This is a genomic window from Nostoc sp. ChiSLP03a (genome assembly GCF_034531215.2).
Taxonomy (GTDB): domain Bacteria; phylum Cyanobacteriota; class Cyanobacteriia; order Cyanobacteriales; family Nostocaceae; genus Nostoc.
This window is the reverse complement of sequence record NZ_JAVRBQ020000092.1, coordinates 76,742-89,320: the sequence shown is the minus strand read 5'-3', so window position 1 is coordinate 89,320 and position 12,579 is coordinate 76,742. Positions and strand designations below refer to the sequence as shown.

Sequence of the window (12,579 nt, the reverse complement as noted above, 5' to 3'; positions counted from 1 at the left end):
ATCTAATTCAGTATCTGTATTTTTGAGTTAATTGAGGTGGCGGTTGCGCGACGTGCAACCGCCACTTCGTCCTGAACGAGCGCACGACTATTCAAGTGCAAAGTACCCACAGCTTGATAACCCGCAACTTGGGTTATTAGGGATTGAAACAGCAGGAATGTGACTCTTTCTTGAGCCATTTTTATATCGCAATCAACTAAAATCCCTATTAGGGATTGAAACAAAAGCAGAATGCGGGCAAGGGTGGCTGCAAAATGAAACATCGCAATCAACTAAAATCCCTATTAGGGATTGAAACAAAAACAGCGATCGCGGCTGGACTAATTGCATCTCCAATCGCAATCAACTAAAATCCCTATTAGGGATTGAAACAACACTACCACCCGACCAATTACCTTTACTAATCTGATTTTTCCTCAGCTATTTTCATTAATTTTAGGACTATTGAAAATTAGCCTGTGGAAAAAGCCATGCTTTTTCAAGGCTTGAGGACTTCCCGTGAAAGTCAGACTATGCATAGGGGGAGCGATCATCATATCTTCAAAAAGGCCGCAGCTACAATACTCATTCTTTTGTCTTCAGTAGCTATAACTTCATGCAAAAGGGGTTCAACCTTGGCAAGAGCAGGAACTCCCCCAAAATACTCCTGAAACTGAAAACCTGTATAAATAAGTATTTCTCCAATATCAAGAGTTAATGGTTGAGGGTTAGCACTATTACCAGGTTGAATTCTTAACCCCGATGCAGCTCCAATAATAATTTGGAGAAAGCCTTTGTCTCGATGCATATTTAGCACTACCCGATCTCGATAATATGTCGATCCAACCTGAAGAATCAGGGATGGCAGCAAGTTAGGTTGTAAATAGATAATTAAGTTTTCCAGAAGTGGTTTAAGAATATGGCGATCTATAAACCCAGCTATTTCATAGCCTTGTTGATGAGGCAATCGATCGACGTTATCTTTCCAGCTAGGCTCTAATCCATTTTCAGGAATCAAGAAGTTATCGTGTTCACTAGAAGAGAAATTTCGGGAGTGATAGTACTCAAGTGGAAAATTTTTGCCTTCATATTTATCCTGATATACACCTTTAGGCCAATAGCCACAACGATACCCTGATACTCTTAAATCTTTAGGTTGATCGGATTTAAACAAAAGTCTTTCTGGGATTGGTTGCTCAAAAAACTTCTTCATTGCTTCACGGAAGAAGACTATATTTTGGTGAAACCTCTCCAATTCAGTGGATTCCAAGGTTGTGTCAAGATAGTTTTGTCTCAGGATCGAGTAGCCTTGTTTAGCAAATTGCTGGAAGTTCATGCTGCTCACACCATATTCAATAATCAGTCATTCATTATTTAAATTACTACAAAAAAAAGTGGGAAGGTTCCATCCCAAAGTATTACTTTCAGTTAGATATTTCTCAAAAATCAGTCATTATTTTAATTACTACAAAAAGGGTGTGAAGGAGTTGCCGACAGCAGCCCTTTCACACTCTTTCTTAAAATGATTATCATTATTTTAATGGTATAATTTGTTTTCTGGAAGTCTCCTATTAAGGATTAAAACTAATTATACTGAGAGTTAGTCTCAATTATTTAGTATCAAGAAATACAAATATTCCTTCAAAGGTCATTTCACATCCAGCTTGAGGGCTGTGATATTATAGGAGACTGCTGCATACATTTTAGAAAAACTAGAAACTGAATCGACCATGGCCCTCACGCAACTGCGGAAACAAGAAATAATCTCCAACTACCAAGTTCACGAAACTGACACTGGCTCGGCCGATGTCCAAGTCGCTATGCTAACTGAGCGCATTAACCGCCTCAGCGAACATCTCCAAGCAAATAAAAAAGACCATTCTTCCCGAAGAGGACTGTTGAAGCTAATCGGACAGCGCAAGCGTCTTCTAGCTTACATATCGCAGGAAAGCCGGGAAAAATATCAAGCTTTGATTGCTCGTCTCGGTATTCGTGGATAGGACTACCGCTTATGTCTGCTGAAGAATCTGAACGCAGTCGTTTGCCTTTTGAACCGAACAAAAAGCGCCAAAAAACCGCAAAAGCTCAAAGTAAACCAGCAGCACAGCCCCAAGAATCCGTCAAAAAGGCTGATAAAAAAGTGGTTTACACCAAACAAGAGATGGCAATTCCCCAAGTAGTCAGCCAACGGATGATCCGACGGGTAGCTGGGTTCTCTGGTGTACCAACAGCTTTGGGTATTAGCGCTTTGGTTGCTAGCTATCTGCTTGCTGCCTACTCTGATATCCGACTACCTCCCATCGCCGTATTATTGGTGAACATGGGATTATTTGGTTTGGGGGTTTTAGGGATAACTTATGGCGTTCTCTCTGCCTCTTGGGATGAAGAAAAAGTCGGAAGTTTTCTGGGTTTGGGTGAGTTCAACACCAATTTGGGACGAATGGTGGCAGCTTGGCGCGAAACTCGGCAAAAAAACTTATGATGAACGGCGCTCAGGTATTAAGTAACTGTGATATTGGGTAAATGAAAAAGTTAATGTTGAAGTTGAAATTCGATCGCTTCAACATTGCTAGTTAAAATTTTACAACACTTTTTATACCCCATATCTAGTTATTTAGCGGTAAAAATACTGACTGAGCGCTGCATTCTATCTATTTATTTTGTAAACAAATTTTATTTTTAACTATTTGTAATTAGGCCAATAGGCAACAATAAAGTTAGCCTATTCATAGAAAATTTTACTCAATTAATTAATCAGGAACTTTCAGATGATTATAGTAATGAAAAGTGGTTCCCCAGAGGCGGAAATAAACCGCATTGATGAGGAACTTAGTAGCTGGGGGCTAACTCCAGAAAAAATTGTTGGTCAACACAAAGTAGTTATTGGTCTAGTAGGTGAAACCGCCAGCTTAGATCCGCTACAAATTCAGGAACTTAGCCCCTGGATTGAGCAGGTGTTACGGGTAGAGCAGCCTTACAAACGAGCTAGCCGTCAGTACCGCCACGGCGAAGCTTCCGATGTGGTGGTTAATACTCCTGATGGAGCGGTAGTATTTGGCGAACATCAGCCTTTGGTAGTCGTTGCTGGCCCCTGCTCCGTAGAAAATGAAGAAATGATTGTAGAGACGGCGCGGCGCGTCAAGGCTGCTGGAGCCGCATTTTTGCGCGGAGGGGCATACAAACCCCGGACTTCACCTTATGCCTTCCAAGGACACGGCGAGAGTGCTTTGGATTTATTAGCGAAGGCGCGGGAAGTTAGCGGATTAGGTATTATTACAGAAGTGATGGATGCCGTAGACCTGGATAAAATTGCCGAAGTTGCTGACGTGATTCAGGTGGGAGCAAGAAATATGCAAAATTTCTCCTTGCTCAAAAAAGTGGGAGCGCAGCCGAAACCAGTTCTGTTGAAGCGGGGAATGGCAGCTACTATTGAAGATTGGTTGATGGCAGCCGAGTATATTTTGGCATCTGGCAATCCCAATGTAATTTTGTGTGAAAGGGGAATACGCACCTTTGACCGTCAGTATACGCGAAATACACTGGATTTATCGGTAGTACCAGTTTTGCGAAAGCTGACTCACCTGCCAATCATGATTGATCCCAGCCACGGCGTAGGTTGGTCTGAGTTTGTGCCTTCAATGGCAATGGCTGCGATCGCAGCTGGCACAGATTCCCTGATGATAGAGGTTCACCCTAATCCTGCCAAAGCTTTATCCGACGGGCCTCAATCTCTGACACCAGACCGTTTTGATAATTTGATGCAAGAATTGGCAGTAATTGGTAAGGCGGTGGGACGCTGGCAACAACCAGCTGTAGCTCTAGCTTAAAATTCAGTTGCAACTTATTGCTAGGCATAAATAAATTAAAGTTTGTAGTGAGTTAGCGCGGTCTTCTCCCAAAGGGAGAGGCTAGCGCCAAGGGGGTTTCCCCCATAAGCGACTAACGAACCCGAAGGGTCAGGACTTGAGTTTTGATAAATCTGAAGAAGCGGAAAATCGCTCACTACAAACTAAGATTTTCTTAGATGTTTAATTATGCCTAACTATTTATTAGACCTCTTGCAAAAGTCTCTAACACCCCACCCCCAACCCCTCCCCGCTCTTCGGGAGGGGACACAAAGCGTAGCTTTCGCGGGGTGGGGTTCTTTCTTATTTTTGATTTATGCAAGAGGTCTATTGTAAAAGTGAAATAATTCCCCTTTAGAAATATTCTAAAGGGGGTTTTTTAAGCACTAACTAAAGCTATGAAAAAAGAAATCTGCAATCAATATTGATAGACAATATTTTTTGCAATTGTAAGACTTTTTATCGATATATATAGCGAGCAGGTATCCAGCGGCGACCACGATTTGTTTGCACCCAACGTCCAGGAACCACTATCCTCCTTCTTGCTTGAACAGGGGTATGAACTCTAAATCGCACTGGTCTTCTGATTATTCTAACTGGAACCGATCGCCTAACTGGTCGTCCGATCTGAGCATCGGCTTGAAAAGGAATAAAGGTAACAGCAATTGGTAAAATCAGCGCTGCACTAGCAAGCATTCTTTTAATACTCATTCGCAAACTTTCCTTTTATAATATTGACATTAAAGAGATTAATAATTGCCCAAATATTAATCTCTTTGACAAATAAATACTAGGGTTGAAAAGAGCTATTCACTAGTGAGAAAGGTCATGATTTGAATCGTGACTAATGTCATGGATAAAAATTGTAAACATGACTCGCTATTGAATAAAACGATTTTTAGAAGGTAAAACTGTTAATACCAAAAATTCCGATTTTGATGTTTGGGGCAGTGTCTATCTGACGACAATACAGTTACTACAATTCAATTTTGCCACCTGAAAAAAAGGGACGGGTATTTTACCCATCCCAGAAAATTCACTTTTATTCAATTGATAGAAAATAATCGCAAAACTTTTATTGCACTTGGGTGGGGAAAGCCCCAGGTTGCACAGCTATGTTAAGATTCTGCCCATTGCGACGTAATTCCATACGTAAATCGCTTCCGACTTGGCTATTTTCTACTGCCCTTTGGACACTGCTGGCATCTGTGACTGCTTGACCTCCAAGGGTTTGGATCACATCACCAGCGCGTATGCCTGCTTTAGCAGCTGGTGAATTTGGTACAACTTTTACAACCAATACACCTTTATCTTCATTCACACTCAAACCGCTGTTAGGATCTGAGTTGATATTTTGTTTTAGCTGAGGTGTTAACCCCACCATCTGAATTCCCAAGTAAGGATGTTCTACTTTACCTGTAGCTATTAGTTGACTGGAAATGTGTTGTGCTGTGTTGATCGGAATAGCAAAGCCTAATCCTTGTGCCCCTTGAATAATGGCTGTATTCATGGCAATTACCTGACCGCGAGAATTTAGCAAAGGCCCGCCGGAGTTACCGGGGTTAATTGCGGCGTCGGTTTGAATATACTCTACTCGCTTATCGGGAGCGCCGATGAGATTGCTACTACGTCCAGTGGCACTAATGATTCCGGTAGTTACTGTATTATCTAATCCAAGGGGGTTGCCGATCGCGATCGCCCATTCTCCGGGTTGCAGTTGATCTGAGTTACCCAAGGCTACTAACGGGAGATTGTCTGCCTGAATCTTCACAACAGCAACATCGGTCAACTCGTCTTTTCCTAACACCTTACCTTTAAAGCTACGCCCATCCTTGAGTGTTACTGTTACGGTATCAGCACCATCAACTACGTGGGCATTAGTGAGAATACGACCATCAGCACTAATAATAAAACCTGAACCAGTACCACGTTCTACCCGATCCTGTTGTTGTGGTATTTGAGAACCAAAAAAGCGTTGGAAAAGTGGATCGTTAAATTCATCTGGTAACTGGGTTTTTACGGTTCGGGAAGAGTCAATTCGCACTACAGCAGGCCCTACCTTTTGCACCACTTGGGTAACAAAATTAGGATCTGTGCCTGCTGGGATTGGAGGAGCAGCATTTACTCGACTTACTGCCAAATTAGATGCATTTTCAGACACCTGCTGAGAGTGTCCAGCTAGATAGCCGCCTGCCAATGTCATCCCCGATCCCAGCAGCACCAGCGATAGAGAGGCGGCAGCTTTTCGCCAGGGTTTATAATATTTGGCATCAGCAGTGTTATGTAAAATGCTATTTGATGGGTGTTCTCTGTCGCGAGATTCGTTTTGCATTGCTGTCTGGAAGGATATTTAGATGTATTACTAATGTAGATATGATTTATGACAGTTTTGTTGCAAAGGTATTGCGTTGTTGTGAAAAGTTTAGTTTTTTATACTAAAGAACTCAAGAGCTAGAATGGCAAGTGTGCGATATTCATCCGTAGACAGCAGACTTATCAAATTCACAATTGTGGAGAATAACTCACGAGTATACTGATTTTTTGCACTACATTCAAATAATTCATATAGGATTTGGAGAGACAGCACTTTCTCTAAAAGCCCGCGAACCATTACAAATACTGGATTGTGTTTGACAAAATGCTCAAATACCTGCCAAGTGCAACATTTGTCTTATCTACAGTGATATTTGCATCTGTTTTAACTCTTACAGTACTTGAAGGTGCGGCATCTGAAATTTAAAGATGAGCTAATATTGGCTAGAATTAAACCCAAGTCATCAATTCCCTGATGATGTCATGTACAGCTGAAGACTTATGATTAAGGCTGATGCAAATGCGCTCTGACGCACAGATATTTTTATCATTGGCGATCGCTCGGTTATAATATAAATTAATAAAGGTTGTTACTCTACTTCGGGCATTGTGGGTGGATAAAAAACAAGAATTAGCTTAATTTATAAATCTCAATCAAACGTGAAATTAATTGTTAGAATGTTGTTTCAAATGACTATTACAAATTAATCGCAATTGATGAAGAGACCAATCAAAGTTTTGTCTAGCCATATTCACTCTACAGAAGCAGATGTTTCTGGAGCTAAACTTCTTTTAGACACTTTAGCTGAACATGGTGTTAGTTATATATTTGCAGTGCCAGGAAGAGAGTCAGAAAGCATCCTTTTTAATGAATCTCCCAATTTACAGATTGTGCTAACTGCTATAGAACTCACTGCGGGGTTTGCAGCTTATGCTTATGCCATTATTTCTCATAAAACCCAAGTAGTTTTTTCAACTCTTGGTCCAGGAGCAGCAAACTTAGCCAATGCGATTTATTCTGCCTATGCAGATAGGGTATCTATTGTCTTTATTACAGCACAAGTAGAGCGCGAAAAATGCTACTATAATTATACTCATCAATGTATAGATGCTGTAAAAATGTATGAATCTATCACCAAGGTTTCTTATGAAATTGGTGATATTACAGAAATAAGTAATGTTATAAATAGCGCTTTTGAGATTACCCAAAAAGAACCTAAAGGACCAGCAGTAATTAGCATTCCTATTGATATACTTAAGCAAAGAATATCTGATGAAAAGAGTCAAAATAAATTAGCAATTAGAAATTTTAATAAATCCCATTTAGATATTGATTCAATAGATAAAGTTGTCTCTATTTTGCAAAATGCCAAACAACCATTAGTTTATGTTGGAAATCAGGTTATTAGATCGGGTTGTGTTGACATGATAAGGCGTTTGTGTGAAACTTACAATTTGCCAATGGTATCTGCTTATGATGCCAAAGGAGTCTTACCTACAAATCATGAATTAAACTATTTTGCTTGTACAAGCTATGCAGAAGGTATTTTAGGAATTAACGCAGATGAAATTATTTTTAGTCCTGTAGATTGTGTAATAGCGTTTGGCTATGACTGGAAAGATGATGTATTTCCAGACAAACACTTCAGTTATGGAATAGAAAAAACTCTGATCGGTTTTTCCAGCGTTATGCCAGAAAAAATACGTTCCCAGTTTTTAGATATTCCAGGTAATCTCGAAGAAAACCTAATTACTTTATTGCATAAGTTAGCTAAACAAAATTTTTCTTTCAGAAAACCATATAATATTACCTCACTGAAAGAAGCTATTAAGAAAAAACAAGCTAATTTGGAAGCACCTCAAGGATTGATAAATATAATCTCAGTCATCAATGCTATTAATGAGACTTCAGCACTTTTAATTTCAGATGTTGGCACATTTAGACATTACGCAGTTTTGTTTAGCAATACAGAAAAACCTAATTTTTTTCTAACTTCTGCTGGAAGTTCGTCTTTTGGTACAGGACTACCTCTCGGATTAGGAACTTGTTTAGCTTGTAGAAATGACGAAACCAAAATTATAGTCTTGACAGGGGACGGAGGATTTAACTCTATCATTGGGGATTTAAGAACTTTAAAAAATCTAGATTTAAGTATAGTAATTATCGTACTTAACAATAATAAAAATGGGCTAATCAACATTTATCAGCAAAAAGGACATGGACAAACTTATTCTCCCTCTGTTAATCATGCCGAAGCATCTTTCGTGAAAATTGCTGAAGGGTATAACTGTAAAGCATTTAAGGTTGACTCAAATGAGGAGCTAAAAAACAGTATTAAAAAAGCTTTTGAAATAGGCGGGCCTGTAGTCATTGAAGTACCGATTTATTACCCTGAAGAAGATATTGAGAGGTTAACATGCAGTGCAGATTTGGCGTAAGAGAGGAGCCTTACTTGATATAGCAGTTCTAAATGAGAAAGTGAAATCTTGCATATAGGGTGTTGACTGTTGATTGTTAACAGTGCAGCGACTATTAAATTTTTCACAACTCAAATAGGATTGCTATAAGAGAGCGGCAGGTCTGAATCCCCAAGTGCATTAGGTGTAGGTTGGGTTTCGCGTTGCTCAACCCAACGTATATCTTCGTGTTGGGTTGAACGAAGTGAAACCCAATCTACAATTTTTTTGCAATATTTTAGCCTTGCCATGCCACTACATTTTCTGACTCCTGAATTAGTAGGTCAAATCAGCCAAATTCTTTGTAAGTGTCGAACAGTGTCAGAGTATTGGGTTCTTGAATGAAGTACCCTGTGGTTGTCCATAATTAACAATGAGTGCTTTTCCATTCGGAGTGACACATGGTTGTTATTAAAAAACTCTAAGACAAGATCGCAGATATTTTTTAAGAATTGGTCTGACACCGATGCTTTTTTTGTCATGTCTGGAGATGGCTCACCATAGACTAGCACATTGTAACTGAACCTAAGCATTAGTTGGTTGAGTTGGATAAATTGAAGCATTGGAGCGATGATTGAATGAGTAGTATCTTTGGAAACAAAACTGCACCCATACTTCATTAATTTTTGTTGTTCCTCTATCGTGAGATTGCGAAGTAATTCTTTACTATCAACAAAAGTTGTGTAGCCTTTGCCACAACTTGAAGGTTGTACACACCATAAAGCTAAGTATTTTGGAGGTATCTTTAGATAAGGAGCTTCAGTGTGGGGTCGTAGCTCGTTTTGGCTTTTGGAGTCGGACAGTTTTTCATTACTTGGTGCAAACTTAACATCGTAGATATACTCGTTGTTATCTTGTGGCATTAGGCAAGTTTGAGTAAGGTGTTGTGTATAGCCAATCCACTGAAAATCAGCAGGTAACCCAGAGAGATATACCCAACCATACTCTTGCAATTCTTTCTGACGAGTCTCAAAAAAATTCTTTGTCCAAAGGCTGCTTGGGATTTCAGAGATACTGATATCCTTTGAAATGTATACATTTGAAGAATTATTGTCAGATAGGTCAACTTTTCGTTTCATAATATATTCTCCAATTCAACTGGTTATAGTTGACCAAAATTACTCTGCAAATGCAAGACTCAACTGTGAATCTATTCTGATTAGAACTATTACTCAATTGTGAATTTATGAAAATTTATTTTGATGATATAATTTCTACACAAACTCACATGTTTATATTTATCCATAAGGAGATATCACATGTCTTTAGACGATCCTCAATGGTTAGACAGAATAAATCCTCAACAAGTCGATTATGTGTACGATAGGTTAACAAATCGAGAAAGAGAGTGTTTAGGTTTATTTCTTTCAAATCATTCAGATCAAGATATAGCAAGTCGTTTTTATGTCTTAGAAGTAACTGTGAGAAGGCATATATCTAATATTTGTGATAAATTTAAGCAATTAGAGCAATTAACAGAAATTAATATTGGTCGCCTTCACTTAATTAGAATATTCATGAGATATAGACCTGAGATTGTTGATATTAATTATCCTAATTCAAATCCAATAAGAAAACCACCAATATCTATGTCTGCATATCAAATGCATGAAATTATCAAAAACCCCTTATTAAATGAAATAAAAACCATAATTCAATTAGAAGAGGAAATAAATAAAGGTACTAACATAAACGAAAGAGATGATGAAGGATGTACTCCACTTTTTATTGCGATAGAAACTAAAAAAATAGAAGTAATTAATTTTTTGATTCAGCAGCCCGATCTAGATATAAATGCAAAGAACATATATGGCTGGGGACCACTTCACAAAGCTGCAAACACTGGTTGTTTAGCAATAGTACATAGATTACTTAACGATGAAAGAACTGACCCTAGAGTAACGACTGAGATGGGTGCAACTACTGTGTATGAAGCTGCTTTTGGGTCTGATGAGGTTGAAATTATAAGGATGCTAGAAGAAAGAGGAGTAGATATTAATTTACCTAGTAACGATAGATTTACTCCTTTTATGGTTGCTATCTGGCGTGAAAATTATGCAATTGCAGACTATTTGATTGAGCAAATATCGACATCAAATATTAATCAAAGAGACGAAAAAGGCGAAACAGCTTTTTATAAAGCTGTCAAGCAAAGAAATTATGATTTAGTAACAAAGCTTATTGATAAGGGAGTAGATTATAGAATTAAACCCTTCCCCACATCTCCAAACCCGGAGGTAGATAGCTTGATTTTAGCTGCGGAAAGAGGCGATATAAATACAGTACAACGTTTTATTGATGAATGTCATGATTCAAAAAGATGCCTGGAACTCATAAATAGGAGGGACTCTCCATATTATCGAACAGCATTATCCTTGGCTGCTGAAAAAGGTCATTTCGAGATCGTAAAACTTTTGGTGGAGGCAGGAGCTAATGTTTTTGCCAGAAATAATCATGGGAGAACACCAAAAGAAATGGTTCTCAGAAGAAATCAGCACATAATTGACTATCTAACTTCTGCTGAAAGTAACTACACGTCTGGGAGAGAATGAGAAAATTGAATCTCAAAGTGGGCTACTTATATCAACACTTCTTTATAAAAACAAAGTATAAATTGTATTTTTTATGCTAATTAGTGGTACTATTCTACCAAGTTTTAGCATCAAAGCCTTCTGAATTCTGGATTCTGAGTTATTATACCAACCATACTTGAAGCAATAAAAATGCTAAAAGGAAAAATCTTACTTAAACCTGACACTTTATGGACAAGTGTGAAACAACGAACTGAATATGCTTTGCAATGCGGGGCGCTACTCTCGATTCCAACAGAATTTGAATTTGTTGAACAGGATGGCGTGCGCTTTTTGGTACGGATTTTATCTAACCTAAATCGCAAAAAAACAGTGAAGGATAAACAGAAAAAACAATCTGTTACTTCTGGTGAAGAGTTTAATCCTTTTTTGCCCTACGAAGAGGATTTATTTGTGGCAGATATCTCCGATACCCATGTATGTATTTTAAATAAATTCAATGTTGTAGATTATCATTTGCTAATCATCACCCGTGGTTTCGAGGAACAAGAAAGCTTACTCACGCTGGAAGATTTTACGGCTATGTGGGCGTGTTTGGCTGATTTTGATGGTTTAGCATTTTACAACAGCAGCAAAACCGCAGGTGCTAGTCAGCGACACAAGCATTTACAATTAGTACCTCTACCACTTGCCCCTTCAGGGTTGCAAATACCGATTGAAGCTTTACTAACATCAGCACAATTTCAAAACTCGAACGCAACTTTAACAAAACTTCCTTTTGTACACGCTTTCGCATCACTAAATTCTAATTGGGTGCGATCGCCATTGGCAGGGGGTCAAGCAACATTGGAAGTTTATCACACTTTGCGTCACGCTGTCGGTTTAGATGACAAGCAATCTGGTGCTTACAATCTGTTAGCGACACGAGAATGGATGTTAATCGTACCGCGATCGCAAGAGCATTTCCAATCTATCTCTGTGAATTCATTAGGATTCGCTGGTGCGCTGCTGGTGCGAAACGCAGCAGAAATGGAGATTCTCAAAACTCAAGGGCCGATGGCTATCCTCAAAAATGTTGCTGTATCCTAATACTTACGCACACTCTACGAATTCTTCTCTACGAGATAATTATTCTTAGTGGGAGTTTGACCAATTTGCAGCACACAAACTGCGGCAATCAAACAGAGAACGCCTGATAAAATAAACGCTTGTAAATAACTACCCGTCCAAGTTCTCAATACTCCGGCTCCGAATGCAGCTGTCGCTGCACCAATCTGGTGTCCGGCGACAATCCAACCGAACATCACGCCGACATTTTCTTTACCGAAGGCGTTGGCAACAAGACGGACTGTTGGTGGTACGGTGGCAATCCAATCAAGTCCATAGAAGACGGCAAAAATGGAAAGTCCATAGAAGGAAAAGTTGAAACTGAAGGGCAAGAAAATCAAAGATAA

General features: G+C 39.0%; 12 protein-coding genes. 6 read left to right on the top strand and 6 right to left on the bottom strand.

The features are described from left to right. Positions 1-2: 2 nt before the first annotated feature. Both RMY32_RS15280 and RMY32_RS15275 read right to left on the bottom strand, forming a co-directional pair. Positions 3-179: a hypothetical protein gene (locus RMY32_RS15280; protein WP_409883120.1), complete on the bottom strand. Its 177-nt coding sequence runs from the start codon at positions 177-179 to the stop codon at positions 3-5. A 353-nt stretch (positions 180-532) separates the two neighbouring features. Continuing rightward, positions 533-1,315 carry a hypothetical protein gene (locus tag RMY32_RS15275; RefSeq protein ID WP_322708964.1) on the bottom strand — a complete coding sequence of 261 codons (783 nt, stop codon included), beginning with the start codon at positions 1,313-1,315 and terminating at the stop codon, positions 533-535. A 394-nt stretch (positions 1,316-1,709) separates the two neighbouring features. Here RMY32_RS15275 and rpsO point away from each other — a divergent pair, with 394 nt between their 5' ends. From rpsO to aroF, 3 genes are all read left to right on the top strand, one after another. After that, positions 1,710-1,979, top strand: a complete 270-nt coding sequence (gene rpsO / locus RMY32_RS15270; RefSeq protein ID WP_041565894.1) for a 30S ribosomal protein S15 — start codon at positions 1,710-1,712, stop codon at positions 1,977-1,979. A gap of 11 nt (positions 1,980-1,990) precedes the next feature. Further along, entirely contained in the window at positions 1,991-2,461 is a 471-nt protein-coding gene (locus RMY32_RS15265) for a PAM68 family protein (protein ID WP_322708963.1), read from the top strand. 286 nt (positions 2,462-2,747) lie between these two features. Continuing rightward, positions 2,748-3,806: a 3-deoxy-7-phosphoheptulonate synthase gene (gene aroF / locus RMY32_RS15260; RefSeq protein ID WP_322708962.1), complete on the top strand. Its 1,059-nt coding sequence runs from the start codon at positions 2,748-2,750 to the stop codon at positions 3,804-3,806. Positions 3,807-4,283: 477 nt separating this feature from the next. On the opposite strand, the gene RMY32_RS15255 is transcribed toward aroF, so the two are convergent. Beyond that, positions 4,284-4,535 carry a hypothetical protein gene (locus tag RMY32_RS15255; protein WP_322708961.1) on the bottom strand — a complete coding sequence of 84 codons (252 nt, stop codon included), beginning with the start codon at positions 4,533-4,535 and terminating at the stop codon, positions 4,284-4,286. 364 nt (positions 4,536-4,899) lie between these two features. Then, positions 4,900-6,156: an HhoA/HhoB/HtrA family serine endopeptidase gene (locus RMY32_RS15250; protein WP_322708960.1), complete on the bottom strand. Its 1,257-nt coding sequence runs from the start codon at positions 6,154-6,156 to the stop codon at positions 4,900-4,902. Between the two features lie 698 nt (positions 6,157-6,854). Between RMY32_RS15250 and RMY32_RS15245 the strand changes: the two genes are divergently transcribed. Then, positions 6,855-8,576 (top strand): thiamine pyrophosphate-binding protein, encoded by a 1,722-nt coding sequence (locus tag RMY32_RS15245; RefSeq protein WP_322708959.1) that lies wholly within the window; start codon positions 6,855-6,857, stop codon positions 8,574-8,576. A gap of 302 nt (positions 8,577-8,878) precedes the next feature. On the opposite strand, the gene RMY32_RS15240 is transcribed toward RMY32_RS15245, so the two are convergent. Then, a complete protein-coding gene (locus RMY32_RS15240; RefSeq protein WP_322708958.1) occupies positions 8,879-9,673 on the bottom strand; it encodes a TauD/TfdA family dioxygenase in 795 nt (264 codons plus the stop codon). A gap of 180 nt (positions 9,674-9,853) precedes the next feature. Between RMY32_RS15240 and RMY32_RS15235 the strand changes: the two genes are divergently transcribed. Both RMY32_RS15235 and RMY32_RS15230 read left to right on the top strand, forming a co-directional pair. Beyond that, positions 9,854-11,146: an ankyrin repeat domain-containing protein gene (locus RMY32_RS15235; protein ID WP_322708957.1), complete on the top strand. Its 1,293-nt coding sequence runs from the start codon at positions 9,854-9,856 to the stop codon at positions 11,144-11,146. Between the two features lie 171 nt (positions 11,147-11,317). After that, on the top strand, positions 11,318-12,214 hold the full coding sequence (locus RMY32_RS15230) for a phosphorylase (protein WP_322708956.1): 897 nt from the start codon (positions 11,318-11,320) through the stop codon (positions 12,212-12,214). 14 nt (positions 12,215-12,228) lie between these two features. Here RMY32_RS15230 and RMY32_RS15225 read toward each other — a convergent pair whose 3' ends face one another. After that, on the bottom strand, positions 12,229-12,573 hold the full coding sequence (locus RMY32_RS15225; RefSeq protein WP_322708955.1) for a hypothetical protein: 345 nt from the start codon (positions 12,571-12,573) through the stop codon (positions 12,229-12,231). Between the last annotated feature and the right edge of the window lie 6 nt (positions 12,574-12,579).

Excerpts from the sequence above, each read along its gene's own strand:
- RMY32_RS15280 (WP_409883120.1), bottom strand. The coding sequence starts at position 179 with ATGGCTCAAGAAAGAGTCACATTCCTGCTGTTTCAATCCCTAATAACC.
- RMY32_RS15275 (WP_322708964.1), bottom strand. The coding sequence starts at position 1,315 with ATGAACTTCCAGCAATTTGCTAAACAAGGCTACTCGATCCTGAGACAA.
- rpsO (WP_041565894.1), top strand. The coding sequence starts at position 1,710 with ATGGCCCTCACGCAACTGCGGAAACAAGAAATAATCTCCAACTACCAA.
- RMY32_RS15265 (WP_322708963.1), top strand. The coding sequence starts at position 1,991 with ATGTCTGCTGAAGAATCTGAACGCAGTCGTTTGCCTTTTGAACCGAAC.
- aroF (WP_322708962.1), top strand. The coding sequence starts at position 2,748 with ATGATTATAGTAATGAAAAGTGGTTCCCCAGAGGCGGAAATAAACCGC.
- RMY32_RS15255 (WP_322708961.1), bottom strand. The coding sequence starts at position 4,535 with ATGAGTATTAAAAGAATGCTTGCTAGTGCAGCGCTGATTTTACCAATT.
- RMY32_RS15250 (WP_322708960.1), bottom strand. The coding sequence starts at position 6,156 with ATGCAAAACGAATCTCGCGACAGAGAACACCCATCAAATAGCATTTTA.
- RMY32_RS15245 (WP_322708959.1), top strand. The coding sequence starts at position 6,855 with ATGAAGAGACCAATCAAAGTTTTGTCTAGCCATATTCACTCTACAGAA.
- RMY32_RS15240 (WP_322708958.1), bottom strand. The coding sequence starts at position 9,673 with ATGAAACGAAAAGTTGACCTATCTGACAATAATTCTTCAAATGTATAC.
- RMY32_RS15235 (WP_322708957.1), top strand. The coding sequence starts at position 9,854 with ATGTCTTTAGACGATCCTCAATGGTTAGACAGAATAAATCCTCAACAA.
- RMY32_RS15230 (WP_322708956.1), top strand. The coding sequence starts at position 11,318 with ATGCTAAAAGGAAAAATCTTACTTAAACCTGACACTTTATGGACAAGT.